The organism is Cohnella phaseoli (genome assembly GCF_003386235.1).
GTDB classification, from domain to species: domain Bacteria; phylum Bacillota; class Bacilli; order Paenibacillales; family Paenibacillaceae; genus Cohnella; species Cohnella phaseoli.
Genome location: NZ_QRDZ01000015.1, coordinates 106,445 through 129,823, shown reverse-complemented (window position 1 = coordinate 129,823; position 23,379 = coordinate 106,445). Strand labels below are relative to the sequence as shown.

The window sequence follows — 23,379 nt, the reverse complement described above, 5'->3', positions numbered from 1 at the left end:
CCCCGCCAAATTACACATCCGGCCGAATGGTCCCATGAAAAAAGCCCCTGACGGGGCGTTCGTTCCTATCTATTACGCAATGAGAACCTGAATTTCCATCTCGCCGATTCCATCCATAATAAGAGGTACCGCCAGCGCTCTGCTGGCTCCGGTCGCCGATGCGAAATGAGACTCCATAATTTTCGGAGGAGTAATGTCAACGTGAACGCCTTGATTATAAAGCATCGTGCTGGCGTTGCCGCTGATCATGTTGCCCAGCTCGGAAATCGCGCTCTTGCTCATATCGTCAATCTCGGTAATCGCGTATCCGCCCATCATGGCAGATACGATTCTCAACGCGACCGATTCGCTCAACCCGAATACGATATCGCCGGTTAGATGACCTGTCAGTCCAATTTGAATCCATACATGGTTTTCCGCGAATTTGATGTCTCGAATCGACAGTTGCCCCGTGCTAGGACGAATCTGCACCATTTGTTCGATGACCATCCGCGCGGATTCCAAAAACGGGTTGATGTACTCAGCCTTCATGCCTGAACGCGCCCCTTGTCTGTTTGGATTGAACCGCTAGCCGTAATCACTTTCCCCTATTATACTTAAATCATAGGTACAAGTACACTGATTTTTGCCAAAGGAGGCAGAATGATGCCGAATGTTTGGGCTCATATTCAATTCGGCAAAGAGGTTTTAGCCCTCGTTCGGGCCGAAAGACCTATGGAGATTCCCCAGTGGAAAACCGCCTTCCAGCTCGGCTGCCAGGGGCCGGACTTTTTATTTTACGACCGTTATTTGCCGTGGCAGAGCGGGGACACAGACTTGAACAGGCTAGGTTCGTTGATGCACTCGCAAAGCTGCGGCCCCTTCCTGCTGTCGCTGCTGGAAGAAGCAAAAGGCCGCTCTCCGGACGAGCCGGCAACCGCCTACAGCCTCGGGTTTCTGCTGCATCATCTGTTGGATCGCCATCTTCATCCGTTCGTATTCAGCCGTTCCGGCTTTAAAAAATGGCATCATCAACGCTATGAAACGGCGATGGATTCCGCGATTATGTTGCGGCGCGCCGATATTCATACTGGCCAAACTCCGGTTTCTCCGGAGATCGACACGAACGGGCGCCTGCCCGGCGACTTCGCCTCCGGCTTCCTCCGCGCCGCTCGGCTCCATTATCCGGTTCCGGCGGAACGCATGACGCCCGAGGAGCTCGATAACGCCGTCCGGCAGATGCAGCAGGCGCAGCGGCTGTTCTACGATCCGAGCGGCTGGAAAGGCCGACTCGTCTTCGGCATGCTGCAGCCGTTCTCCCCGCCGCGCCGGACTCCGGATTGGGACGTGCTGAACGAGTCCCGCCAAAGGTGGATCGATCCGACCGATCGCACGACGGTTCACAGCTCCAGCGCGCTGGAGCTGTGGGATCGGGCGCTGAAGGACGCGCAGGAGACGATGACTGCGGCGCTGCGCTGGCTGGAGACAGGGACGGCAGATGCGGAAGCGGAGCCGCTGCGAGCGCGTTTCGGCGAGCTGCTCGGCAACGTCTCCTACGAAACCGGTCGGCCATGCGGAAGCGCGGACATCGTCTACGCCGACTCGGTCATTCCGGAGCGGTAGGTCAAAAAGTCCGCTTTTGATCACGAAGCGTTTCAGGGGGCGGATTCGACGTCGAACCTTGAATTCAGCCGGGTCTTCCGGTACTCATGTAGGTTTGCCTACACTCCGTTCCTCATCACCGGTCTTCATCCAATTTTCTCGGTGCTGAAAAGCGAACTTTTTGACCCTTCATTTGAGCGGTAGGTCAAAAAGTCCGCTTTTGATCACGAAGCGTTTCAGGGGGCGGATTCGACGTCGAACCTTGAATTCAGCCGGGTCTTCCGGTACTCATGCGCTCAAATCGTCTGTCCGGCTTCCTTCTCTCCCTTCGCCAAATCGACGAATGTCAGCAGGATAAGGCCCGCGACGAAGAAGAAGGCAACGGCCAGCAGCGCGGACCGACTCGAATCGCTGAGCAGCTTAACAATGCCGAATACGAGCGGGCCGCCGAACGAGAAGAAACGGCTCGTAAAGCTGAGGAAGCCGAAAAACTCCGCGTTCCGGCCGGGAGGAATCATTTTGCTGAAGATCGATCGCGACGTCGCCTGCGAGCCTCCTTGCACAAGCCCGACCATGCAGGCCAGCAAGTAGAAATGCAATGCGCTGGTCATGAAGTAACCCAACAGGACGATGATCAGATAGATGACGAGCGAGCTGTACAGCATCTTCTTGCTGCCCAGCTTGTCGGCCAGCTTGCCGAACAGGAGCGACGCCGGGAATCCGACGAATTGCGTAATGAGCAGGGCGGCGATCAGATGGGTAGATTCGATGCCGATCGTCGTGCCGTAGCTGGCGGCCATAACGATGATCGTATTGATGCCGTCGAAGAAAAACCAGTAAGCCAGCATAAACTTCATCAGTTCGGGATAACGCTTGATCCGGCTAAATGTTTCCTTAAGTCGCCGCGCTCCCGTCCTGATGTGTGCCATCGCCGTTCCTTCCGTCGCCAGCCTCGTTTCCTGAACCCGACGAAACAAAGGCAGCGAGAAAACGAACCACCAGACTCCGACCGTCACGAACGAAATTTGCGACGCGGCGGTGCTGTCCGGCAGTCCGATTGTCTCCCAGCCGAGTATGAGTCCGAGATTGACGGCCAGCAGCACCCCGCCGCCCAAATAGCCCATCGCGTAGCCTCTGGCGCTGACGCGTTCCCGCTGCGCGGGGGAGGTCACATCGCCAAGCAGCGCGTCGTAGAACGTATTGCCGGCTCCGAAGCCGACCATGCCGATAACGACAAGCACGGAAGCAAGCCACATATCGCCCGGGCCGATCAAGGCCATCGCCGCGCTGGCGGACGCTCCGATCACGGTGAAGACGCGGAGAAACGTTTTTTTCCGTCCCGCATGGTCGGCGATTGCGCCAAGCAGCGGCGACAGCAGCGCCACGACGATCGCCGCGGCCGTCTGCGTGAAGCTCCAGCTTCCGTCGGTTCCGCCGGCGACGCTGATAAAGTAAATCGGCATGACCGCTGCCATAATCGTCGTGGCGAAAGCCGAATTCGCCCAATCGTACATCACCCAGGCGTTAATCTGTTTTTTGTCGTCCATCGGAATGTCGCCTCTCTCGCTTTACGCGCGGATTTGACGGACTAATTCGACAAACGTTCGGCGATCTCCTTTTCCGGTCAGTGATCCGGTTGCCGGTCAGCCGAGTTCAACAAGCCTTTTTGCGCATCCTCCAGCATCTCCGTGAGCCAGTCGCGCTCCGTCTCGCTGAACCGCAGTATGCCCTCGATCATCCTTTTGGCGCCATGCGGCAGCCAGCCTGCTTTAATCTCCAATACGTCTTGTACGTTCCGAATTCTTTCCAGACAGCCGTCAAGCCGCTCGGCGATGAGCGCCTCCATTGCCTCGTTATCGGCGTGCCGCGAGAAAGCGAGCGGGGCAAACATCGGGTGCTGCGGATAGAAGTCTTTGCCAAACTCCTCGTAGATCATCCGCGTGAACGCTTCTTTCCCTTTGTCCGTAATGCGGTATACGATTTTATCCGGACGGTTGTCGCCCTGAACTGCAATCGTCTCCGCTACCTCGATCAGCCCTTCGCCCCGCATCTGATCGACCGCGTAATAAAGCGAGCCGTCTCGAATCCGGAACGTCAAATGCCAATTTCTCTTCTTGATCGTCTGCCGAATCTCGTACGGATGCCGATTGTTCTCCATCAACAGTCCAAGAATGATTAATCGGATCGACATGGCGCTAACCTCTGTTGTAGGAAACCTCCGGCTTGCCCTGCGGCGCCGGAACGGTTTTCTCCATTCTGGCGCGTCCCATCAGCAGCACGAACACGAGCGCCAAGGCGGGCAATAGCACCGACCACTGAAAAATGTAAGTGATCGAGCCGGCCAGCTTGGAGAGCAGACCGTTCACGATGTCGGGAGACAGTCCCATCTTCTCTTGAATGGTCGGATCGAGCAGCGCTTGGCCGCCCTTGATCTGTCCCGCCATTTCGGGACTCATATTCGGCACTTCCCGAATTCCCTCTTGAAAATGATGCTTCTGCAGCGTTCCGAACACCGTTACGCCGAGCGCCGAACCGATGGTCCGGAAAAAGGTGATCAGCGACGAGGCCGAGCCTTTGTATTGCGGAGGAACGGAGCCGAGCGTCGAGATGTTCAGCAGCGAGAAGGATACACCCATGCCGAGTCCGATCACGATCATGAACAGGGTGATGACGAGACGGCTTGTGTCGGTATTCATCACAAATCCGAGCAAATAGGAGCCGATCAGCAGCGTTACCGCGGACACGAGCATCACGTCCCGGTATCTGAAGCGGCTGGCGACTCTGCCTCCGATTTGACTGCTCAGCACGACGCCTAGCATCATCGGGGTTAGCACCGTGCTCGTTTCCGTCGCCGTTTTATGGAATACGCCTTGAATAAAAATCGGAATATAAGTCGCGCTGGCGATCATTACGCCGCCGTAGAGCAGGCTAATCGCCATGCTGCTCGTGAAGAGACGCGTACGGAACAACGACAGCTTGATGATCGGGTCCTTCGCGACGCTCTCCGCCCACAGGAACAGCGCGAGCAGCACCGCGGAACCGGCGAACAAGGAGACTGTTTTAACGGAATCCCAAGCCCAGCCTTCGGAACCGCCCAGCTCCAGCCCGAACATCAAGCACAGAATCGCGCCGGTCAGCAGCACCGCTCCGGCCCAGTCGATCACTTGCTTGCGGGTATTTCTCGATTCGCGGTACGCCGTTGCAATGAAGTAGATGGACAGCAGCCCGATCGGCACGTTAATGTAAAAAATCCAGCGCCAGCTCATATAATCGGTAATCGCCCCGCCCAAGATCGGTCCGAAAACGCTGGACACGCCGAATACCGCGCCGAACAGCCCCATCATTTTCCCCCGCTTCTCTCCCGGAAACAGATCGAAAATAATCGTAAAGACGATCGGCATCAAAGCGCCGCCGCCAATGCCTTGAATCGCGCGGTAGATGATCAGCTGATCCATGTTCTGCGCCGTGCCGCACAAAATCGAGCCAAGCAGGAACAGAATCAAGCCCATCAGGAAAAACCGCTTGCGTCCGTACATATCCGACAGCTTGCCGAAAATCGGGGTCGCGACGACCATCGCAATCATATAAGCGGAATACACCCAAATAAAGCTTTCGAGTCCTCCCAGCTTCTTAATAATTGTCGTCATCGCCGTGGAGACGATCGTCTGATCAAGCGCCGACATAAACAAGCCCAGCAAAAGACCGGCCACGACGAGCTTGGTGTTGCTCTTATTAACATCCATACGGTGAACTTCCTCTCTAGACGGATTAAAATACTCAAATTTGAGTACAACATCGTAATTATACTCAATTTTGAGTACTTGTAAACCCTTTGCGATGAAAAAACATTTCCCCTATAATAGAGTTATGACAAATCCTGTTTATATCCATCGGGACTGTTGATAAATTAATTCAATATATAAGGAGGCGTACAGGTGAACATCAGCCAACTGGAGACGTTAGTCACGATATCCAAAACGCTAAGCTTCCGCAAAGCCGGCGAAGTGCTCAACTTGACGCAGCCCGCCGTATCGGCGCAAATCAAAAGTCTCGAAGACGAGTTCAAAGCGATTCTCGTCGACCGCAATCACCCCGTCGCCTTAACGGACAGAGGACAAGTCTTTCTCGACCATGCCGAGCAAATACTTACCATCGTGGAGCAGCTTAAGCAGAAGCTGACCGATCTGAACCAAGTGCCCCAAGGCCATATCGTGCTCGGAACGACCTCCTCCATCGCGATTCAGATTTTGCCCCGCGTCCTGTCCTATTTTCAGAACCAGTATCCGCTCATTAAGACCAGCATCCTCTCCATGTCTTCGACCCAAGTGCTTTCCAGCGTCGAGAACGGCGCCGTCGATATCGGCATCGGCTACTTGACCGACCGCAGCCTGCAAGTGGAAACGTCCATCCTCTACTACGATACGTTCGAATTCGTCGTCGCTCCGCAGCATCCGCTCGCCGGAGCCAAGCGGGTCACGATCGATATGCTGAAGGACGTTCCTTTGATTTTGCTGTCGCCGGACACCTTGGGCAGACGGTTCACGGATCGGGTGCTGCGCGAGCACGGAATTGAGCCGAATATCGCCATGGAGTTGGGAAGCAGCGAGGAAGTCAAGCGGATGGTAGAGCTGAATCTGGGAGCCGCGGTCGTCTCCAAGCTGTCCATAGCCGAGGAGGTCCGGCGCGGAACGCTCAAAATGATCCCTGTAACCGAACTGGAGGTCAGCCACCCCGTCGGCGTGATGACCAAGTCGGGGAGATACGTCAACAGCGCGATGAGGCAGTTTTTGAACGATCTGAAGGGGATGCCCGAGGATCAATTCATCGGAAGCGAATAACGATACGCGAGGGCGTGTCTGCAAACCCGCTCGGGGGCGTCTTTCACCTCCCCTGCTGCGTCACTTTTGCTTGACGTACCCCCGGTACGCCTTCACAAAAGTTCCTTGCATGGAACGAAAATTCGGCAAAATCTGCTGCCCTCGGAGTATGCAGACACGCCCTAGGAGTGAACGAAATGAAATTCGATTTGCACACGCACCACATCAGATGCGGACATGCATCGGACAGCATTCGGGATTACATCGAAGCGGCGATTGGCGCCGGTTTGGACGTTATCGGCATCTCCGACCATTCGCCTTATTTTGCCCACGAGCACGATCATCCTCAGCCTGGCATCGCGATGGCCCGCAGCGAATTTCCGAATTATGTGGCGGAGGTGCTCCGGCTCAAAGAACAATACAAGGACCGGATCGAGGTGCTGCTTGGCGTCGAATCCGATTTCTATATCGACCAGATTGAGCTGTACCGGTCGGCTTACGCCCCCTACCCGTTCGATTACATTATCGGTTCCGTGCATCAGACGAGAGGCGTCAGCATCTTTAACCGCAACCGTTGGAAGGACAAGGACGAGGCGCAGCAGCTGGACGAGAAAAAGTATTATTACGAACTGATCCGCCGCTCTGCGGAAAGCGGACTATTCCAGGTGCTTGGCCACATTGACGCGATGAAAGGTTATTATCCGGGTTTTGCCGACATTGCCGGAGCGGAAGCCGACATCGACGAAGCGCTAAAGGCGGTCGCCGCGAACGATCTGTCGATCGAAATCAATACGAGCGGGAAAACAAAGGATTGCGGCGGCTGGTATCCGTCGGACGCCGTTCTCGAACGCGCGCTGCACTTCGGCGCCGACGTCACTTTCGGCTCGGACGCCCATCTGCCGGCCCGCGTCGGAGACGAATGGGAGGCTGTCCGCTCCCGCCTGCGCGAGATCGGTTTTACCCGTTGGGTGTTCTTTCGCCAGAAGGAAAAAATCGCCGTTCCTTTGTAAGTCGCTTGTGCTTCTATGCGCTTAAGTACCGCTCTACCCGGGAAACACCTTGTTGAATTTAAAACGGATTTTCCACTCTATTCTCGCGGATTCGCCTCTTTTGGCGAAATTAGGGCGGATCTTCCGCTTTATTTCTGAAATTTTCCTCTTTTGGAGAAATTAAGACGGAGTTTCCGCTCTATTTCTGCGATTTTTCCCTTTCCGGCGAAATTAGCACGGGTTTTCCGCTCTATTGTAGCCCCCTTGGGCTACACTATATACAAGAAAGCCTGCCGATCAACGATCAACGGCAGGCTTTCTTGTATAACGTTACTTTCAGTGCTTTGCGCACACTCAGAACCAGGCGCGGCTACACAGCTCTACATGATCGTTGTTCCGTTCCGTACTCCGGAGCGGACGAGACTGCGAACCCTTTTACGGCAATGGCTGGCAATAAGCTGACACTTACTTTTTTGAAGTGAGTGTGCTAAAATAGAAAAAGAGGGGGAATCGGTATGGATTATTCCAAAATGTGCCCCAAGTACGAATCGGCTGCAGAGCTACTGGGCAAAAAATGGACCGGACTGATCATCCGCGTGCTTCTCGGAGGTCCTAAACGATTTAAGGACATTAAAGAGCAAATTCCGGAAATGAGCGATAAAATGCTGACGGACCGCATGAAGGAACTGGAAGCGGCGGGCATTCTAACCCGAACGGTCTATCCGGAAATGCCGGTTCGCATCGAATACGAACTGACCGAGAAAGGCCACCAGTTGGAGGAAGTCATTCAGTCCATTCAGCACTGGGGCGAGACGTGGATGTAACTCGGAGCCATACGCAGAGAGAGCGGACCGACGCCGGTCCGCTCTCTTACGTATGGGATGGCGTTCCTGAAATCCAGCGAATCCAGGCCGCGTAACATTGACCCAGCTTTCGAAACAAAAATGGCGTAGCCATTAATAGAATCACGCCTAGGCCGGTGTTGAACCAAGACCGTTGAAAGCTTGACCAATCGGGGAAAAGCCACTTCATGATCAAATCCTGCTCGAATAGGTTAAACGAGAAGATACGCGAGCTAATAAGTTCCGCGACAGGCGACAGCAATAAGGCCAACGCCGTCGCCGGAATGACGATTGCCAGCACGAAAGCCAGAATGGAAACCGGGAATTGGCCGATTCCGTACGCCAAATTTCGATATCGCTGAACGTTTCCGAGCGAGCTGACCCAACTTTTCAAGCCCCCCTGAACCAGTTCGGCCCGGCTATCGGGCAGGCCGATTCGGGGAGATCCGGACGGATATTCCCCGCAAGACTCCCAAGCGGCCACCATGCGCCGATCCACGCCCAATATTTTTTCGCATGCGGCAAGCATTCCGACCAGAATCGGTAAACCGATCACGAATAGAGCAAGCGGCAACCCGACGCTTAAACCCGCTACCGCGATGACGAATGCAACGACTCCGCGAGGAAAGCTGCTCAGTAACAACTTCCATGCTGCGATCGTCGGCGATAATCCTTTTATCTTCATACCTACTCTCCCTGTTCTCCTCATGATACGATCATTCTACCGTATCCTTCCAACGATTTCCCTTGACCGATGCACTGGACTCTCCCTCGACTTTAGTCCAGTTTATCGAAAACGGTTAACCGCCTGCTCCAGCTCGCGAATCCGGCTTGCCAGCGCATTCGTCTCGTCGGCGACCTTGCGTACCGAATTCATCTGCGATTCGGCGATATCCGCGACGTCTTGTGCGCGCTCCGCGCTTGAAGCCGATATCGCTTCCGTCTGTTCGATCAGCGCGGACAACTCCTCTAGCTGCGCTCCGATTTGCTGTCCGGCCGCGGCGATGCCCTGCAATTCGTCCTCCATGCCGCGAATGCCGACGGCGATCCCCCGGAACGTCTGATCGGCTTCCCTCACCTTGACCGCGCCGCTGCTTACCTCCGTCTGTCCCGCTTCGATATGGCGCACGACGGACAAAATACCTCCCTGCACCTCGGCAATGATGGCTGTAATCTCCGAGGCCGTCTGATCCGCCTGCTGCGCCAGCTTCCTCACTTCGCCCGCTACGACGGCAAAGCCTCGCCCATGCTCTCCCGCTCTGCTCGCTTCGATATTCGCGTTAAGCGCTAGCAGGTTCGTGCGGTAGGCGATCGCCGATATCGCTTCGGCCATCCGTTCGATCCGCTCCGATTTGGAATGAAGCTCGCGGGCGTCGCGAACGGAAGACTCCACTGTCGCCGATATTTTATCCATCTGCTCGACAGCGTCGACGACCGTATCGCTTCCTTCCGCCGCCTGCCTGGAAGCCTCCTCGGCTACCGCTGCAACGGCGGAAGAACGCTCCCCGATCGTGCCCATTCCTGCGACGATCTCCAGCGCCACGTCGGCCCCCCGCTTCATGCCTTGCATCTGGGAGTCCGCTCCCGCCGCCACTTCCCGCATGGCCTGGGCGATCCGGTTCGCGCCTTCCGCAGCTCCCTCCGCCTCTCCTGTAAGTTGACCCACCGCCGATGAAGTGGCGGAAGCCGTCGACCGGATACCCGCAGCGAGCGTCTTCAAATGCTCAGCCATCTCCTGCAAGGAGCGGCCGATCGAGCCGATCTCATCCTCCCGTCTCCTCGTTTTGTCGGATACGGAGACGGACAGCCGCCCTGAAGACACCTCCTTAAGGAAAGCTTCGAAGGCAACGAGCGGAAGGATCATTCGCCAACGCAGCAAATAAGCGATAAGCGCGATCAGCAAGCCGGCCAGCACCGCAACAATCAAGCTCATTCTCACCATTTCCTTATGTACCGTTCCGCTGGCTTCCGCGGGCACAATGACGGACAACTCGGCGATCGCCTCTCCCGACATGCCGGGATAGCCGGAAACGACAACGCTGTTTCTCTTCCCCTCCGACTCTGTCGTCGCGAAACGCGGTTGCTCGTCGACGCCTGGGAGCGCCGCTTCTGCGCGATCCCTCTCTGCATCGGGCAGGCTGCTCAGCCTCTGATCCGTAGACGATCGAACGGAAATGCCCGCATTCAGAATCGCTCCGATTCCCTTTACCGCTTCGTCGTCCAACAGCCGACCGAACAGCAGCGCGGCCGGAGACTTCGCCACGCCCTGCTCGTCGGTAATTTGCGACACGGCGATCACCGCCAGCCCTTCCGACGTTTGGATCATGCCGTACGCGTCGGGAATCGCTTTCACTTTCTCGACGATTGACCTATCCGCCAACTGCCCGGTAAATTCCGGAATATCTCCGGCCTGCGACAACACCTTGCCTTCGTAATCGAACGTTGCGACAAAGCTGACGTTCGGCACAATGTCAGGCGATACGTTTATATTTTCCTCAATCCATCCGAGATCTTCGCCGTTAATAGCATCGACGTAGTCCTTCCATTTGGCGTTCGTAATGACGGAACCCGACAGCTGCTCCCCCAATTGCACGAACAGCCGATGCGCGGATGCGCTGACCTCCAACGCGTGCGCGCGTTCAATCTCCCCCAGATCCGAGCTTAATGTTTTGTAATAAAACCAGCCGACTCCGCCTAAAGGCAGCATCAGAACGACAATCATCAGCAAAATCACTTGTACTCGCAAATAGCTCCAAAAACGCCTACGTTCAGCCATGCACGTATCCTCCCGATTTAAAGCGGTCCAACTAATATGTATTTGACACGGACTTCCATATTCCTCCTTCTTTCGACGGATATATGGACGTATGGCGCTTGTTAAATAGATCTTTCCACCTACTTCGGGTTTACATTTGCGCTCGATAAGTCTATCATTCTTATAAACTACGACAATTCACCAAGGAGATTACTAGATGAAAAAGAGAACCGTCGTCGTCGTTGCACTCGGGTTTGCCATTGCCGGCGGACTGCTGTATCAAGATGCGCATTCTTCGAAAAACTCGTCGGCGCCGATCGTCGGGCCGTCCAATAGCGAGACCTCGCTTCCGACTGATACTCCGACCGAACCGCCAACTGAAACTCCGACTGAACCGCAAACCGAATCGCCAACCAAGGCTCCAACCGAATCGCCAACCGAAACTCCGATCGAGCTCGTCAAACCGCCCGTCAAGGTTTCACCGGCTTTCGCCTTGTTGGCGGATAGCCTGCCGAGCCTCACCGTAAAACAGGATAAGAAAGGCGCTGCAATCGTTACAAACACGTCCAGCCTGTACGTTCTCGTCAATAAGCAGCGGAATCTGCCCTCCGATTACGAACCGAAGGATCTTGTCGTGCCCGACGTTCCGTTCTCCTTCTCGGGAAACTCTCCGAAGAAGCAAATGCGCAAGGAAGCCGCCTCGGCGCTGGAAAAGCTGTTTAAGGCCGCGTCGGAGGACGGCATCAAGCTGAAGGCCGTCTCCGGCTATCGCTCCTATTCAACGCAGAAATCGATCTTCGAGAGCAACGTCAAGCGCAAGGGAGAGAAGGTCGCCAATCGGACAAGCGCCCGCCCGGGCCAAAGCGAGCATCAAACCGGACTGGCCATGGATATTTCAAGCGCTAGCGTGTCTTACGGTCTGGAGGAAAGTTTCGGCGATACGAAAGAAGGCCAATGGCTGGCTAAGTACGCCTCGGAATACGGATTTATTATCCGTTATCCGAAGGGCAAGGAAGGCATCACCGGCTATTCCTACGAGCCTTGGCATGTTCGCTACGTCGGAAAGATCGTCGCCAAAGACGTCACGAGGAAAGAAGTGACGCTGGAGCAGTATTTCGAGGCGGCGGAAGAGGTTATTCGTCCCAAGGCCTGATTCGTCGAATAAACAAAGGGTTGTTCCCGGTCGCCTTCGCGGCCTTGGAACAACCCTTGTTTATTTTACAGACCGAGCCATTGCTTAAACAGATGCTTGGTCGTATCTTTGTTCATCGCCGCGATCGAAGTCGTCAGCGGAATGCCTTTCGGGCAAGAGCGCACGCAGTTTTGCGAGTTGCCGCAGCCCTCGATGCCGCCCTCCTCCATCAGCGCTTCGAGACGCTCGTGCGCGTTCATCTCGCCCGTAGGGTGAGCGTTGAACAGGCGCACTTGCGAGATCGAAGCCGGTCCGATGAAGCTATTGCGGTCGTTGACGTTCGGGCACGCCTCGAGGCAGACGCCGCACGTCATACACTTGGACAGCTCGTACGCCCATTGGCGCTTCGATTCCGCCATCCGCGGCCCCGGTCCGAGATCGTACGTTCCGTCGATCGGAATCCAGGCTTTAACTTTCTTAAGCGCGTTGAACATCCGCTCGCGATTGATAACGAGGTCGCGCACGACCGGGAACGTCGCCATCGGCTCCAGCCGGATCGGCTGCTCGAGCTTATCGATGAGCGCGCTGCACGCTTGGCGCGGCTTGCCGTTGATCACCATCGAGCAAGCGCCGCAGACTTCCTCCAGACAGTTGGATTCCCAACATACCGGAACGGTTTTCTCGCCCTTGGTGTTAATCGGATTGCGCTGAATTTCCATCAGCGCGCTGATAACGTTCATATTCGGACGATACGGAACCTCGAATTCCTCCGTGAATGGGGAGGCATCCGGACGCTCCCGACGAGTAATAATAAATTTGACTTTGCGTCCCGCCGCAGTCGACGGCGCTGCAGTTGCTTCCGCCATGGATTAGCCCTCCTTCTTCTTGTTGGTGGAATAGTCGCGCTTCCGCGGTGTGATCAGCGATACGTCGACCTCTTCGTACGAAATCTCAGGACCTTCCGCTGTCCACTTCGCCTTCGTCGTCTTGAGGAAGTTGTCGTCGTCGCGCTCCGTAAACTCAGGCTTATAGTGCGCGCCGCGGCTTTCGTTGCGCAGCAGCGCGCTCACGGTCATCGACTCGGCCAGTTCGAGCATGTTCCAGAGCTGACGCGTAAACGCCGCGCCCGAGTTGTTCCATTGCGCCGAATCGTTAATATTGATATTTTTGTAGCGCTGTTTAAGCTCTTTGATCTTGCCGACCGTTTCTTCAAGCTTTTTGTTGTAGCGAACGACGGTCATATTGTTCGTCATCCATTCGCCCAACTCTTTGGCCAGCACGTACGCGTTCTCTTTGCCGTCCATCTTGGTGATCGATTCGTACTTGGTCGCTTGCTTATTGCGCTCGCGCTCAAACACGCTCTCCGAGATATCCTCGGCGGATTTCTTCAAGCCCTTAACGTACTCGATCGCTTTCGGTCCGGTTACCATGCCGCCGAAAATCGCCGACAGCAGCGAGTTCGCGCCGAGACGGTTCGCGCCGTGATACTGGTAATCGCACTCTCCGCAAGCGAACAGCCCCGGAATGTTCGTCATCTGATTGTAGTCGACCCACAGACCGCCCATCGAATAGTGAACGGCCGGGAAAATCTGCATCGGAATTTTGCGCGGATCGTCGCCGGTAAACTTCTCGTAAATCTCGATGATGCCGCCGAGCTTGACGTCGAGCTCCTTCGGATCCTTGTGAGACAGATCGAGATATACTCTGTTCTCGCCGTTAATGCCGAGCTTCTGGTTGACGCACACGTCGAAAATTTCCCGAGTCGCGATATCCCGCGGCACGAGGTTGCCGTACGCCGGATATTTTTCTTCAAGGAAGTACCACGGTTTGCCGTCCTTGTAAGTCCAGATGCGTCCGCCTTCTCCGCGAGCCGATTCGCTCATAAGCCGGTTTTTGTCGTCGCCCGGAATCGCCGTCGGGTGAATTTGGATGAATTCACCGTTCGCGTAATAGACGCCTTGCTGGTACACGGCGCTGGCCGCAGTTCCGGTATTGATGACGGAGTTCGTCGTCTTCCCGAAAATGATGCCCGGTCCGCCCGTAGCCAGAATGACCGCATCTCCGCGGAAAGTGACCGACTCCATCGTGCGCAGATCCTGCGCGGAAATGCCGCGGCAAATGCCGTCGTCGTCGATGACCGCTCCGGTGAACTCCCAGTGCTCGTATTTCTGTACGAGTCCGGCCGCTTCCCAGCGGCGAACCTGCTCGTCCAACGCGTACAGCAATTGCTGACCTGTCGTCGCGCCTGCAAATGCGGTACGGTGATACTGCGTTCCGCCGAAGCGGCGGAAGTCCAGCAAGCCCTCGGGAGTCCGGCTGAACATAACGCCCATCCGGTCCATCAGGTGAATGATGCCCGGCGCGGCTTCGCACATCGCTTTTACCGGCGGCTGGTTCGCCAGGAAGTCGCCCCCGTATATCGTATCGTCAAAGTGCTCCCATGGGGAGTCTCCTTCGCCCTTGGTGTTAACCGCTCCGTTGATGCCGCCCTGGGCGCATACGGAGTGAGATCTTTTGACCGGAACGAGCGAGAACAGATCGACGCGCACGCCCGCTTCCGCCGCTTTGATCGTCGCCATCAGACCGGCAAGGCCGCCCCCGACGACGATGACTTTTTGAGTTGCCATATGTTGTACTCCTCCCTTAACCTACCGAAACTGCGCTTAGCGCCGCTGTCGCCGCCGAAGCGAACTCGTCGCTGCGGAAAGCGAAAATGGACAGCAAGAACAGAGCCGCCAGGATGACGAAGATGCCCATGCAAATTCGCGAAGAAACCTTCTGAGCGCGAGGTCCGACCGTAATGCCCCAGCTGACGAGGAAAGCCCACAGGCCGTTCGCGAAGTGGAACGTCGCTGCCAAGACTCCGATGACGTAAGCCGTTACGGCCAGCGGGTTGCTGAAAATGTTGCTCATGTGCTGACCCAGTTCCTCATGGGATACATTCCCCAGCGCGAGCTGGATACGGGTATCGTAGAAATGCCACGCGACAAAAATAAAGGTGATGACCCCCGTAATTCTTTGCCACGCGAACGCCCAGTTGCGTCCGTAGCTGAACCGTCCCGTATTGATGTCCGACTGATAGGCGATGTACAACCCGTACACCCCGTGGAACAAAATCGGCAGCCAGATAATGAACATTTCCATGAAGAAAATGAGCGGAAGGCTGTTGAGCAGATCGATCGCGTCCGTAAAGCCCTCCTTGCCGCCCTCGAAAGCCGAGTAGTTCGTCAGCGCATGCTCGACGATGAACAAGCCGAGCGGAATTACGCCGAGCAGCGAATGAAGCTTGCGCGGTAAATAAGAATTACCTTTCATGTGTGAGTTTAATCTCCTTTCGCATCCGTGCTTCGACAACGGATGACGATGCTTGTTGCGCAGCTGGCATTCGTCACCATTTTGTCACCGCTTTTAAGGTTACTCTATTTTCGCTTATAATGGAACTGCTTATTTTATATTATCAGTTATAACTTTTCTGCATATGAGAGGAGGGCCCCATCATGCTCGAAGACATGCGGTTGTTCGCGACGATCGTGGAGCAGACCAGCTTAAATAAAGCGGCGGAAAGATTAAACCTGTCCCAGCCCGCTCTTTCGCGGCGGCTGGCGCGGCTGGAAGCGGAGCTGGAGGTCGACTTATTCCGACGGGTCGGCAAGCGTTTGGAGCTGACCCCGGCCGGTCAGGTGACCTACGAATTCGCGCTGGAGCTGCGACGTTTTCACGGCAGCTATTTACAGAAACTGAACGCTTACAAATCGTCCGAGGCCCACGACGCCACGATTGGCGCCAGTCTGACGACGCTGCAGACGACGCTTCCCGATCTCGTGAAGACGATGACCGAGAAGCATCCTAATCTGGAAATCAAGGTCGTCACCGGCAAGTCGCACGAAATTGCGGAGCTGGTCAAGGAGCGCAAAGTCGACTTCGGCATCGTCGCCTCTTCGGTTATCGACGATCCCGCCATTACCAGCCTGCCCTTATTTGACGACCATCTTATCCTGGTGCTTCCGAGAAATCACATTATATTAGAAAGAACGCACATCGAAATGGCCGACCTGCAAAACCTGCCGATGATTTTGTTCTCTCCCGGTACCTGGTACCGGACGATGACCGACGAGCTCCTGAAAAAATATAACCTAAAGCCGGACGTGCGAATGGAAATCGATTCGTTCGAGGCCATTATTCGGCTGCTCTCCGCTTGTCGGGCCGGCTCGCTGCTTCCGCGATCTTATCTGAGGGAGCAGGTACTGGTCGACAACGATTTGTATCTTGCCCCGATTCAGGAGCTGGAGGAGACCAGGCGGACGACGTTTCTGATTCACGGCGATCCGGCTTGGCTCGCTCCTTCGACGCGTTTTCTGATCGAAGAGACGACTGCGTACTTTCAAAGGGAATCCGTGCGCTACAAAAGCACTTAAAGCGAGGTTAGAACGGACGGCTTTGATTGCGCTGCATCACAGGAAGCCTACTCGCCGAATTTTCGTTAACGCCCCCGCTTCTCCGGCAGACGAAGCAGCTCGGTCAGCGCAACCGGCTCGTAATCGTGCTCGCGCAGCCAGTCGATAATTCTCGGGAGCGCTTCGACCGTGCCGGCCAGCCGCTGTCCATTTCCTCCGCCTGCGTGCATCAGCACGACGGAGCCGGGCCTGACCGAGCGGGTCACGTTCCGAAACACCTGGTTCGCGCTGAGCTGCCGCCAGTCCGACGAATCGACGTCCCAATTAACGACCGTATAGCCGCGCCTCTTGGCCCATTCCAGCTGTTTCGGCACGATTTCCCCATACGGCGGACGAACGAGCCGCGGCTTGAAGCCGACGGCGTCGGCGATCGCCGCTTCCGCTCTTAACACTTGCTCCTGCACCTTTCTAAGCGGCAGCTTCGAGAAATCGGGGTGATTGTAAGAGTGATTGCCGATATCGTGGCCTTCCCGGTGAATCCGTCTGACCAGCTCGGGAAATTTGCGCGCGCGGGTGCCTACGACAAAGAAGCTGGCGCGTACGCGTTTGCGCTTCAAAACATCCAGCACCTGCGAAGTATAACGATCGCCGGGCACATCGTCGAACGTCAGCGCGACCTTGCGGGATTCGCGCGAAGCGGACAGCACAAATACGCCCTCGTATTTCCGTTCCCATTCGGTCCAATGGGCGCCGCTCGGTTTCGTTTGCTCGGCGCGAGCCGGCATATATCCGTCCCACAACGTTAAAAAGGCGACGGCGCACACTAACGCCATCACCGCTTTTCCAAGGCGCGCCTTCCTCATCGCCCCTACCTCCCCATCCCGCTCGTCATACCAATAGCCTGAGCGAACGGGATGGTTTTCATTCACCGGAATCGAACGACTCCTGACATTGCTCGATTTGATCGTTCGTGCCGATCACCACCATAACATCCTCCGTCGACAATACGTCCTTGGCCGCCGGAGCGATAATCATGCCTTGCGGCTTGTTGATGGCCACGATGCTGCAGCCGAATTTGCCGCGCAGGTCGACGTCCTCCAGCGATTTGCCCGACCAGCATTGCGGCACGGCCAACTCCGCGATCGTATATTTTTTGGACAACTCGATATAATCGAGCAGGTTGGGGGAGACGAGCTGATGCGCAACGCGAACGCCCATATCCCGCTCCGGGTAGATGATCCGATCGACGCCCATTCTTTCCAGCACTCGGCCGTGCAGGTCGGATACCGCCTTGGCCACAACCTTCTTTACGCCCAGTTCCTTAAGCAGAATCGTCGCCAAAATGCTGGCCTGGATATCGTCGCCGATCGCTACGACCCCGCAATCGAAATTGCGGGCGCCCACCGAGCGCAGAACCTCCTCCTCCGTCGCATCGGCTACGATCGTATGCGTCAGAACGTTGGACAGCTCCTGCACCTTTTCCTCGTCCCGATCGACGCCGAGAACCTCATAGCCCAATCTGACCAATTCCCGGCCGAGATTGGAGCCGAATCGTCCTAGACCGATAATGACGAACTGATTTAATTTCATCCTTTTCCGTCCTCTACCCGATGATAATTTTACCTTCCGCGTAACGGTAAAGCGCCCGTCCCTGCTTAGGCCCCAATGCGTAGGTCAGCGTGAGCGGCCCCAAGCGGCCGATAAACATCAGAACAATAATCGTCAGCTTGCCCGCCAAGCTCAAATGTCCGGTCAAGCCCATAGACAACCCGACCGTGCCGAAAGCGGAAGTCGCTTCGAACAATATTTTCAGGAAACTGGCATCCTCGGTCGTAGCCAGCACCATCGTTCCCGCGAGCACGATTCCGATACAGAAGAGCGTGACGGTAATCGCTTTGTACACCCTCTCTTGAGCAAGCCGCAGCCGAAACAGCACGACATCCTCCTTGCCCCGCATCATCGCCAGCACCGCTCCGACCAGCACGGCGAACGTCGTCGTTTTGATGCCTCCGCCCGTCGAGCCTGGAGAAGCGCCTATAAACATCAGAATAATCATAAAAAATTGCGTCGCTTGGCGAAGCTCCGCCACGTCGACGGTGGCTACGCCGCCCGAGCGAGTCGTGACCGACTGGAAAAAGGCGGACAGCGCCTTGTGCGCGAAATGCTCGTCACCAATCGTGCGCGAGTTGGTAAATTCGAAAATGAAAATGACCAGCGCCCCGACGACAATCAGAGCTGCGGAGACGCTCAGCACCACTTTTGTATGCAACGAAAATTTACGCTTTTTCCGGAAGTCGAACAAGTCGGCCAGCACGATAAAGCCGAACCCTCCAAGGACGATTAGCGCCATCGAGACGGCGTTGAGGTAGAAGTCCTCGGCGTATCCGATAAAGCTGCTTCCGGTTCCGGTCAGATCGAAGCCCGCATTGTTGAAAATTGAGATCGCATGAAATACGCCGTGGTAGATCGCCTTCCCTAGAGGCATATCGATCGCGAAGCGGATCGTATACAGTACCGCTCCGGCCAGCTCCAGCGCCAAAGCGTAAAAGATGACTTTGCGTACGAGCCGGACAAGTCCCTCTATGCTGCCTTGGTTCAGCGATTCCTGCAATATCAGCCTTTCCTTAAGGGAAATCCGCCGGCGCAACATGAGCGCAAACAACGTGGCCATCGTCATAAAGCCGATACCGCCGATCTGAATCAGCAGCAGGATGACCCAATGGCCGAACGTCGAAAAATAGGAGCCCGTATCAAACAGCACAAGGCCGGTCACGCAGGTAGCCGAGGTTGCGGTGAACAAGGCGTCCACGAAGGAAGTCGGTTCCCGGCTCACCGATGCGATCGGTAGCATTAGCAGTACGGCTCCCGTCAATATAATGAAAGAAAATCCGAGCAGCAAAGTTCTCGGAGGAGAGGCATATAGCCATCTCGCTGCTTTTTTGAACAAATTCATCCACCTCGACTGCTTTTTTACGCAAACAAAAAAAGCACTGGAACCCCAGTGCCTACACTGCACGCGATTCCTGTTCGTATAACGCCTACGAGGTTAGCTGTCGGGTTCGGGCTCGAACAGGCTGCCCTATCCTTCCGCGTCGATCGCGATGGAATTCACCCCGGGATGTTCGAATACAATAGTGGTTGTACACGCCATCCGTTGGTTCCCCCGTTTTCTGCAAGCAGAAACTCGGCCGTTCTATCGTAAAAAGACGTACCATCGAATTATAGTCCTTACCCCGCGGAGGAACAACGTCAAAAAGGGGGCAATCCGGCTCGTTTAAGCGGTTGTATGCATAATTCTCCGGGGGATTTGGCATCGGACAGTCATTATCGCTTCGTTTGCTTTCATTTTCGCTGAAAATGCGAGATACTTAATGAAAAAAACGGTGAAGCGAAGCGCGAAGCCACTGTATCCGTTTACTTGAAATTTTTGCAGGCGAGGAGAGAAGCCGTATGATCGAAAATCGACCGCTTCCGCTGGACAAACGTTGGGTTTGGACGGCCGCGATCGGGCTAGCGTTTTTTTTACTGATACAAGTGTTCCCCATATCGGGGCAATTGTTCTCCATGAATACTTCCACCGTGCTGACAAGAGCCGAAGCGGAGCAGCGGGCGATCGTTTGGGCCGCCGACAAATTCGGCGTGGCAGCCTCGGATATTAACAAAACGACGGTAACGCATATGACCGATAGCCGGACGAACGGCTACTTGTCCAAGCAAGCGTTGACGGGCGAATACGATAAGCTATGGGCCGCAGCGACTCCGACCGACGTCTACGTCGTGGAGCTTTACGTGAACGGCACGTCGGGCTCTTTGGCCGTCTCGCTCCATATGGAATCGGGCGATCTGGTCGCTTGGCGCCATGTCGAAGAGTCCTCCGGCCGCGATGGAGACGGACCGGCATCGGAGGAGAAGGCGACGGCCGATCAAGCGGCCAACGCGCTTCAATACGCCTCCTCATTCGGCATTCGTTCAGGCGATTGGGAATGGACTGGCGTTCGTCTCGCCAGCGGCGGCTTCGAGTACGCTTCCCGGCAAGACAACATTGGAGAAGCGAAGCTGCTGCTTCAAGTCGACTCTCCTTCTACCGTCGGTTCGACCTCCTCCGCAAGCTGGCAGGGCGGCACCGTCGCTTACCGGGTCGAGCTGCCGAAATCGTTTATCGATTATATGGACAATCAGGAAAAATGGGCCTCAATGCTGTCCGTATTCGGCTTCATTTTGCCCCAAGTGCTGCTGTTCATTCTGGCGATTATCTATACGGGTACCCACGGAGGACACTCTTCCTACCGCCGAGGCATTTTTCTGGCGCTCGTCTTTTTCGCGCTGTATGCTGGACTGACTTATAATATGATTCCGGGCCTGAGAGCGGGAACGTGGGAGGCGGGAATCCGCGGGGGGGATACCGTCAGTGTGACGGTCAGTCTCGTTACCTATGCGGCAATGGCTCTGCTTACTTATTTCTCGGCTGTGGGCGGCGATGGCCTGTGGAAATCAATGGGCCGGTCGCTCTGGCCGAGATGGCGAGAATCCGGATACGGGGAAGCCGTGCTGAAGAGCATGAAAGAAGGCTATTTCCTCGCCTTTATTTTACTGGGCGCCCAATCCGTCATTCTGCTTCTGTTGGAAAAAAGCTTGGGAGCTTTCGCTTCGAGCGATGCGACGCAATCGATGTACAATATGACCATTCCTCTGCTGCTGCCGCTGATGGCTTGGTGCGCGGGCATCTCGGAGGAACTGCAGAGCCGGCTGTTCGGGATCGGCGTTTTTCGCAGCTGGTTCGTCGGTCTCGCGCGTAAGCTGAAGGGCGGCGAGCCTTCGAAAAGAACGGTAGTCGTTCTGACGACGCTCGCCATCGTGCCGCCGGGATTGTTCTGGGCGCTGGGTCATGTCGGCTATGCGGTTTATCCGGTTTACACGCGCGTTATCGAGCTTGTGCTGCTTTCCTTCCTGTTCGGCTGGTTTATGCTTCGCTTTGGCTTGATGACCGTCATTTTCGCCCATGTGACGCTTGATGCGATCTTAATGGGGATGCAGATGATGTTCGACGGCTTGCCGGGCGATTTCGCCGGAGGCGTGTTCAGCTTAATCTTTCCCGGCCTCGTCGGCATCGTTATTTGGCGGCTTCATGGGGCAATTCGACCGAAAACCTGAAGCGTCCGTTCTCGTGCACGACCGTCGCGCGGCCGCCGTGAAGCTCGGCGATGCCGCGCACGATCGCCAGCCCCAATCCGGCGCCGCCCGGAATGCCGCTGCGGTTCGTTCTTGATTCGTCCGTTTTGTAAAATCGTTCGAACAACCGCGCCTCCTGCTCCTTCGTAATCGGCTCTCCCTCGTTCTCGACGGAGATGACGGCTCTCCCTGCCGTTTGCGTCAACGAAACGGCGATGGTCCCCGGCTGTAACGAAAATTTCAGCGCATTCGTCAGCAAATTATCAACCGCTCTGCGAACTTGCTCCGGATCAAGTCGAACAAACAGCGGAGCTTCCGGAAGCTCCGCAATGACGGAAAGCCCGCTGCTGCGGGCAAGCGGTTCGATTTCGACAAGCAGCTGGTTCAGCATTTTCCGCAAATCGACGATCCGCATTTCCGCCCCCGGACCCTGAACCAGCCGCGCGTACTCGAACAGCTCATCGATCAGATCTTTCAGCTGCAAAGCTTTGCTATGCGTATTGCCGACAAATCGATCGTACTCTCCTTCATCCCGGAACGCCTTCCCCTTTAGCAGCTCCAGGTATCCGATCAAGCTTGTCAGAGGCGTTCTCAGATCGTGGGATACTCCTGTGATGAGCTCCATTTTCGCCTTCTCCGCCTGTCGTTCCTTCTCGATCAACTGCTCCAGCTGCCCGGCCATGACGTTGATATGCTCGGCGACGACTCCCAGCTCATCCTGTCTGCCTGCCGGGATGCGATAGGCCAGATTTCCCCCGGCGATGCGGCCAAGCCCTTCGGACAGCATGCGCAGATGTGCAATCGTCGACCGGGTGAGCCAGAAAAAAACGGCGGCGAAGGAAACGAAAAAAGCAAGCACGGAGGCGGGAACTCCGAAAATCATTCCGGTCGGAATCGCGATGGAAGCGCCCATCCCGGCACTCAGGCTGGCGACGAACGTCCAGAGCATTCGAAAACGGATGCTTCTGCGGCCGGATAGGACGGATAGCCAGTTATTTTTCAACTTTGTAGCCGACCCCCCACACCGTTTTGACATAGCGGGGCTCGCGCGGATTGTCCTCGATCTTCTCTCGCAGGTTGCGGATATGAACCATCACGGTGTTGTCCGAATATCCGGTCGGCTCCTTCCACACCTTCTCGTAAATTTTATCTGCATGGAACACCTGGCCCTTATGGCTCGCCAATAGCTCCAAAATGGCAAATTCAAGCGGGGTCAGCGAGACCTCCCTGCCTTTGACGGTAACGCGGTGGTGCGCGATGTCGACGACCAAATCGTTCACATAGATCGCATCGGAGGTATCCTCCTTCGGCACAGCCATTCCGGAACGGCGAAGCTGCGCTTTCACTCTTGCGAGCAGCTCCAGCGGACTGAACGGCTTGGCGACGTAATCGTCGGCGCCGATAGACAGACCGGTAATTTTGTCGATCTCCTCCTGTTTGGCCGACAGCATAATGATCGGTATGCCGGAGATTTCGCGAATTTTCATGCAAGTCCGAATACCGTCGAGCTCCGGCATCATTACATCAAGCACCACCAGATCGACCTTCTCGCTCTCCAGCCTTTCCAGAGCTTCAAGCCCGTGCTTGGCCTCCAACACCCTAAATCCTTCATTGCGTAAAAACACATGAATAACATCGCGAATTTCCGCTTCGTCATCGACGACCAATACGGTTTTCGGTGGCATCTTCCGCTGTTCTCC

At 55.7% G+C, this 23,379-nt stretch carries 21 protein-coding genes and 1 riboswitch; of the genes, 7 read left to right on the top strand and 14 right to left on the bottom strand.

All coding sequences use genetic code 11. From position 1 onward, the window contains the following. Positions 1-72 precede the first annotated feature (72 nt). The gene (locus DFP98_RS19325; protein ID WP_116062241.1) at positions 73-531 is read right to left on the bottom strand and encodes a chemotaxis protein CheX; all 459 of its coding nucleotides are present in this window, start codon (positions 529-531) and stop codon (positions 73-75) included. A gap of 114 nt (positions 532-645) precedes the next feature. Here DFP98_RS19325 and DFP98_RS19320 point away from each other — a divergent pair, with 114 nt between their 5' ends. Further along, the gene (locus DFP98_RS19320; RefSeq protein ID WP_181917796.1) at positions 646-1,602 is read left to right on the top strand and encodes a zinc dependent phospholipase C family protein; all 957 of its coding nucleotides are present in this window, start codon (positions 646-648) and stop codon (positions 1,600-1,602) included. 275 nt (positions 1,603-1,877) lie between these two features. On the opposite strand, the gene DFP98_RS19315 is transcribed toward DFP98_RS19320, so the two are convergent. The 3 genes from DFP98_RS19315 to DFP98_RS19305 all read right to left on the bottom strand — a co-directional run bounded on the left by DFP98_RS19315 (position 1,878) and on the right by DFP98_RS19305 (position 5,324). Continuing rightward, positions 1,878-3,128 carry an MFS transporter gene (locus DFP98_RS19315; protein ID WP_116062239.1) on the bottom strand — a complete coding sequence of 417 codons (1,251 nt, stop codon included), beginning with the start codon at positions 3,126-3,128 and terminating at the stop codon, positions 1,878-1,880. A 77-nt stretch (positions 3,129-3,205) separates the two neighbouring features. After that, the gene (locus tag DFP98_RS19310) at positions 3,206-3,772 is read right to left on the bottom strand and encodes a PadR family transcriptional regulator (RefSeq protein ID WP_116062238.1); all 567 of its coding nucleotides are present in this window, start codon (positions 3,770-3,772) and stop codon (positions 3,206-3,208) included. A gap of 4 nt (positions 3,773-3,776) precedes the next feature. Next, positions 3,777-5,324, bottom strand: coding sequence for an MDR family MFS transporter (locus tag DFP98_RS19305; RefSeq protein ID WP_116062237.1), 1,548 nt, complete (start codon positions 5,322-5,324; stop codon positions 3,777-3,779). Between the two features lie 192 nt (positions 5,325-5,516). Here DFP98_RS19305 and DFP98_RS19300 point away from each other — a divergent pair, with 192 nt between their 5' ends. The 3 genes from DFP98_RS19300 (at position 5,517) to DFP98_RS19290 (ending at position 8,211) form a co-directional block, all read left to right on the top strand. Continuing rightward, the gene (locus tag DFP98_RS19300; RefSeq protein WP_116062236.1) at positions 5,517-6,419 is read left to right on the top strand and encodes a LysR family transcriptional regulator; all 903 of its coding nucleotides are present in this window, start codon (positions 5,517-5,519) and stop codon (positions 6,417-6,419) included. A 176-nt stretch (positions 6,420-6,595) separates the two neighbouring features. Beyond that, positions 6,596-7,408 carry a histidinol-phosphatase gene (locus DFP98_RS19295; protein WP_116062235.1) on the top strand — a complete coding sequence of 271 codons (813 nt, stop codon included), beginning with the start codon at positions 6,596-6,598 and terminating at the stop codon, positions 7,406-7,408. A gap of 494 nt (positions 7,409-7,902) precedes the next feature. Then, entirely contained in the window at positions 7,903-8,211 is a 309-nt protein-coding gene (locus DFP98_RS19290) for a winged helix-turn-helix transcriptional regulator (protein WP_116062234.1), read from the top strand. Positions 8,212-8,257: 46 nt separating this feature from the next. Here DFP98_RS19290 and DFP98_RS19285 read toward each other — a convergent pair whose 3' ends face one another. Then, positions 8,258-8,914 (bottom strand): sensor domain-containing protein, encoded by a 657-nt coding sequence (locus DFP98_RS19285; protein ID WP_181917795.1) that lies wholly within the window; start codon positions 8,912-8,914, stop codon positions 8,258-8,260. Between the two features lie 102 nt (positions 8,915-9,016). After that, the gene (locus DFP98_RS19280) at positions 9,017-11,005 is read right to left on the bottom strand and encodes a methyl-accepting chemotaxis protein (protein ID WP_116062232.1); all 1,989 of its coding nucleotides are present in this window, start codon (positions 11,003-11,005) and stop codon (positions 9,017-9,019) included. 196 nt (positions 11,006-11,201) lie between these two features. Here DFP98_RS19280 and DFP98_RS19275 point away from each other — a divergent pair, with 196 nt between their 5' ends. Next, positions 11,202-12,137, top strand: coding sequence for a M15 family metallopeptidase (locus DFP98_RS19275; RefSeq protein WP_220377134.1), 936 nt, complete (start codon positions 11,202-11,204; stop codon positions 12,135-12,137). 65 nt (positions 12,138-12,202) lie between these two features. Here DFP98_RS19275 and sdhB read toward each other — a convergent pair whose 3' ends face one another. The 3 genes from sdhB to DFP98_RS19260 are packed head-to-tail and all read right to left on the bottom strand — an operon-like array spanning position 12,203 to position 15,431. Beyond that, positions 12,203-12,982 (bottom strand): succinate dehydrogenase iron-sulfur subunit, encoded by a 780-nt coding sequence (sdhB, locus tag DFP98_RS19270; RefSeq protein WP_116062231.1) that lies wholly within the window; start codon positions 12,980-12,982, stop codon positions 12,203-12,205. A 3-nt stretch (positions 12,983-12,985) separates the two neighbouring features. Next, entirely contained in the window at positions 12,986-14,743 is a 1,758-nt protein-coding gene (sdhA, locus tag DFP98_RS19265) for a succinate dehydrogenase flavoprotein subunit (RefSeq protein ID WP_116062230.1), read from the bottom strand. A gap of 16 nt (positions 14,744-14,759) precedes the next feature. Continuing rightward, entirely contained in the window at positions 14,760-15,431 is a 672-nt protein-coding gene (locus DFP98_RS19260) for a succinate dehydrogenase cytochrome b558 subunit (RefSeq protein WP_116062229.1), read from the bottom strand. A gap of 182 nt (positions 15,432-15,613) precedes the next feature. On the opposite strand from DFP98_RS19260, the gene DFP98_RS19255 reads away from it, so the two are divergent. Beyond that, positions 15,614-16,531 (top strand): LysR family transcriptional regulator, encoded by a 918-nt coding sequence (locus DFP98_RS19255; protein ID WP_116062228.1) that lies wholly within the window; start codon positions 15,614-15,616, stop codon positions 16,529-16,531. Between the two features lie 65 nt (positions 16,532-16,596). Here DFP98_RS19255 and DFP98_RS19250 read toward each other — a convergent pair whose 3' ends face one another. Genes DFP98_RS19250 through DFP98_RS19240 form a run of 3 tightly spaced genes read right to left on the bottom strand, consistent with a single transcriptional unit; the run spans position 16,597 to position 19,463 of the window. After that, positions 16,597-17,373, bottom strand: coding sequence for a polysaccharide deacetylase family protein (locus DFP98_RS19250; protein WP_116062227.1), 777 nt, complete (start codon positions 17,371-17,373; stop codon positions 16,597-16,599). A 58-nt stretch (positions 17,374-17,431) separates the two neighbouring features. After that, complete coding sequence (locus DFP98_RS19245) at positions 17,432-18,100, bottom strand: potassium channel family protein (protein ID WP_116062226.1); 669 nt, start codon at positions 18,098-18,100, stop codon at positions 17,432-17,434. Between the two features lie 13 nt (positions 18,101-18,113). Next, positions 18,114-19,463 carry a TrkH family potassium uptake protein gene (locus DFP98_RS19240; RefSeq protein ID WP_116062225.1) on the bottom strand — a complete coding sequence of 450 codons (1,350 nt, stop codon included), beginning with the start codon at positions 19,461-19,463 and terminating at the stop codon, positions 18,114-18,116. 67 nt (positions 19,464-19,530) lie between these two features. Continuing rightward, positions 19,531-19,710: riboswitch (cyclic di-AMP (ydaO/yuaA leader) on the bottom strand. 250 nt (positions 19,711-19,960) lie between these two features. Between DFP98_RS19240 and DFP98_RS19235 the strand changes: the two genes are divergently transcribed. Continuing rightward, positions 19,961-21,661 (top strand): CPBP family intramembrane glutamic endopeptidase, encoded by a 1,701-nt coding sequence (locus tag DFP98_RS19235; protein ID WP_116062224.1) that lies wholly within the window; start codon positions 19,961-19,963, stop codon positions 21,659-21,661. Here DFP98_RS19235 and DFP98_RS19230 read toward each other — a convergent pair. Continuing rightward, a complete protein-coding gene (locus tag DFP98_RS19230; RefSeq protein ID WP_116062223.1) occupies positions 21,621-22,682 on the bottom strand; it encodes a sensor histidine kinase in 1,062 nt (353 codons plus the stop codon). The genes DFP98_RS19235 and DFP98_RS19230 overlap by 41 nt on opposite strands. After that, positions 22,672-23,364 (bottom strand): response regulator transcription factor, encoded by a 693-nt coding sequence (locus tag DFP98_RS19225; RefSeq protein ID WP_116062222.1) that lies wholly within the window; start codon positions 23,362-23,364, stop codon positions 22,672-22,674. Before DFP98_RS19225 ends, DFP98_RS19230 begins: the two co-directional genes overlap by 11 nt. Positions 23,365-23,379: the final 15 nt, after the last annotated feature.

Coding starts and splice junctions, on each gene's coding strand:
- DFP98_RS19235 (WP_116062224.1), top strand. CDS start 19,961: ATGATCGAAAATCGACCGCTTCCGCTGGACAAACGTTGGGTTTGGACG.
- DFP98_RS19310 (WP_116062238.1), bottom strand. CDS start 3,772: ATGTCGATCCGATTAATCATTCTTGGACTGTTGATGGAGAACAATCGG.
- DFP98_RS19305 (WP_116062237.1), bottom strand. CDS start 5,324: ATGGATGTTAATAAGAGCAACACCAAGCTCGTCGTGGCCGGTCTTTTG.
- DFP98_RS19260 (WP_116062229.1), bottom strand. CDS start 15,431: ATGAAAGGTAATTCTTATTTACCGCGCAAGCTTCATTCGCTGCTCGGC.
- DFP98_RS19250 (WP_116062227.1), bottom strand. CDS start 17,373: ATGAGGAAGGCGCGCCTTGGAAAAGCGGTGATGGCGTTAGTGTGCGCC.
- DFP98_RS19275 (WP_220377134.1), top strand. CDS start 11,202: ATGAAAAAGAGAACCGTCGTCGTCGTTGCACTCGGGTTTGCCATTGCC.
- sdhB (WP_116062231.1), bottom strand. CDS start 12,982: ATGGCGGAAGCAACTGCAGCGCCGTCGACTGCGGCGGGACGCAAAGTC.
- DFP98_RS19320 (WP_181917796.1), top strand. CDS start 646: ATGCCGAATGTTTGGGCTCATATTCAATTCGGCAAAGAGGTTTTAGCC.
- DFP98_RS19240 (WP_116062225.1), bottom strand. CDS start 19,463: ATGAATTTGTTCAAAAAAGCAGCGAGATGGCTATATGCCTCTCCTCCG.
- DFP98_RS19255 (WP_116062228.1), top strand. CDS start 15,614: ATGCTCGAAGACATGCGGTTGTTCGCGACGATCGTGGAGCAGACCAGC.
- sdhA (WP_116062230.1), bottom strand. CDS start 14,743: ATGGCAACTCAAAAAGTCATCGTCGTCGGGGGCGGCCTTGCCGGTCTG.
- DFP98_RS19315 (WP_116062239.1), bottom strand. CDS start 3,128: ATGGACGACAAAAAACAGATTAACGCCTGGGTGATGTACGATTGGGCG.
- DFP98_RS19280 (WP_116062232.1), bottom strand. CDS start 11,005: ATGGCTGAACGTAGGCGTTTTTGGAGCTATTTGCGAGTACAAGTGATT.
- DFP98_RS19290 (WP_116062234.1), top strand. CDS start 7,903: ATGGATTATTCCAAAATGTGCCCCAAGTACGAATCGGCTGCAGAGCTA.
- DFP98_RS19245 (WP_116062226.1), bottom strand. CDS start 18,100: ATGAAATTAAATCAGTTCGTCATTATCGGTCTAGGACGATTCGGCTCC.
- DFP98_RS19295 (WP_116062235.1), top strand. CDS start 6,596: ATGAAATTCGATTTGCACACGCACCACATCAGATGCGGACATGCATCG.
- DFP98_RS19285 (WP_181917795.1), bottom strand. CDS start 8,914: ATGAAGATAAAAGGATTATCGCCGACGATCGCAGCATGGAAGTTGTTA.
- DFP98_RS19325 (WP_116062241.1), bottom strand. CDS start 531: ATGAAGGCTGAGTACATCAACCCGTTTTTGGAATCCGCGCGGATGGTC.
- DFP98_RS19225 (WP_116062222.1), bottom strand. CDS start 23,364: ATGCCACCGAAAACCGTATTGGTCGTCGATGACGAAGCGGAAATTCGC.